Below are 1,879 nucleotides of genomic sequence, written 5' to 3'. Positions count from 1 at the left end.
CTTCCATATTGGTACCTTTATATTGGATTAGAACGCCTCAATTTACACAATGTGTATATGACTAAATTTCTCAGTCCTGGATTTTTCTTACAGATGGACAACTCAATTTCCAACAATCTCAAGAACAGGGTGTCTTCGGATTTCCACGAGAGTTTCCTACCCAACAGGATTTCTAAAATGGTGCCATTTCCATGAGACGCGCGATGATGGGAATCGCCAGATCCGCACAGATTCTCGTGGCCGAGCAACTTCGGGAACCTATTGGAGTCTTCTGGTCTATCGTTGCACCGATTGGCTTCATGGCTTTCACTACATATCAGGGTAGCCACGCTGTTCTTGACCCCTCCATCTTCGCCGAGAAGGCGGGATGGTGCCTCGCATACATTGCCTTGACATTGTCATTCTTCGGATTTGGCTTGTATTTGATAGGCCGACGCGAAAGCGGCTTCGTACGTTCATTCTTGACAAGCAGGGAAAAGCGCAACCGATTTATGCTTGCACAGTTCATGGCATCGCTGTTTCTTTGCATGGCATACGGATTGACGTTTATTGTTGTTACCGCCCTCTTGTTGACGAATGTCTCTGCCAGTGAAATTATCCGATTGTTTGCTGGCTTCGTTCTTGTTTGCATCACATTCATGGTCAGCGCAATTTTTTTTGCAGCACTGCCGCTAACATTCCAATCCGCTAGCAGTCTGATGTCAATATCCATCACGATACTCTTGGTAGCCGGATTGGCCGCCTCCCGCTCTCCATCTTCCGAAATCAATTTCGCGTATTTCAATCCATTTTTCTCGGCGGCGACTTTCATTTCCGGAACGCAGAACTCAGACAAGCACCTTGTGATTTTGACCGGCCAAGCTGTCATGCTCTTCGCACTGGGCGCCTATGGCATCGTGAAGCAACGCTTGAATCCGGAGTGGAGCAATAGATGACGACAACAAATCGTGGATTCAAAGCTGATGGGATTACGTTCACCCGTGATCGCCAATTAATCCTAGACAATACCTCCATCGAGGTCGCTCCGGGAGAAATTGTAGGACTGCTGGGCTCGAACGGCTCAGGAAAAACGACCTTCTTTGATGTGATATGCGGATTAAAAAAGCATAGCTCAGGAACTCTATCTACAGCACCACATTCAGACAGCATCGCCTATCTCGCTCAAATCGTTACGGTGCCCGATGCCCTGCGCCTGAGCGAGCTGTCGGAATTAATTGAAGCACTGTCAAGATCCAACTCCAGAAGAAGCAAAAATCTTCTATCGAACGCAACAGAAAAAGAACAAGAAAAATATAAACTACTGTCAAAACGTCGCGCCAACAATTGCAGTTATGGCGAGAAGCGCTGGTTTGTACTCATGATTCTTCTATCACTTGACGCAGATCTGTATATTCTCGACGAGCCAACTTCAGGCGTTGATCCGGAATATCGGTTCTATATATGGACAGCACTCTCAAGAATAAAATCAATGAATAAGATGGTTATTTTTTCCACACACCAGGCATCCGAAATAGAAAATAATTGCGACTATTTCTTCTTCTTGAAAAATGGAAAAACCCGCCGTTTTGAAACAACATCTGCTTTTCTTCATGAAAACAGCGCGAAATCCCTGGAAGAAGCGTTCGTCAGATATGTCACCGACGATTCGCCGACTCAATAAAATCCTCATAACGCTCAACAGCGAAACGAGCAAGCAAACTGCTTTTCTATTTTTCCAATTCAAATCAGACGAAATTTCGCTCGCCAAGCTTTTCACAAACATTGGCTAACGGATAGGTCAATCGCAAGATTGACCCATTAAGATTGAATTCTTTAATTAGCCGCCAGTGCCTCGCAGAGCGAGTTAGTCTCGTCCTAGAGGTTCGAGCGGATCGTCGCC

General features: G+C 45.7%; 2 protein-coding genes. Both read left to right on the top strand.

Translation table 11 applies throughout. The features are described from left to right. Positions 1-203: 203 nt before the first annotated feature. Positions 204-935 carry a hypothetical protein gene (locus AC1D2E_RS35675; protein WP_478201771.1) on the top strand — a complete coding sequence of 244 codons (732 nt, stop codon included), beginning with the start codon at positions 204-206 and terminating at the stop codon, positions 933-935. After that, positions 932-1,660: an ATP-binding cassette domain-containing protein gene (locus AC1D2E_RS35670; protein ID WP_478201770.1), complete on the top strand. Its 729-nt coding sequence runs from the start codon at positions 932-934 to the stop codon at positions 1,658-1,660. Before AC1D2E_RS35675 ends, AC1D2E_RS35670 begins: the two co-directional genes overlap by 4 nt. Positions 1,661-1,879: the final 219 nt, after the last annotated feature.

This window comes from Variovorax sp. P1_H2 (genome assembly GCF_056405295.1).
The sequence above is the reverse complement of the archived record's forward strand: the minus strand, read 5'-3'. Positions and strand labels throughout refer to the sequence as shown.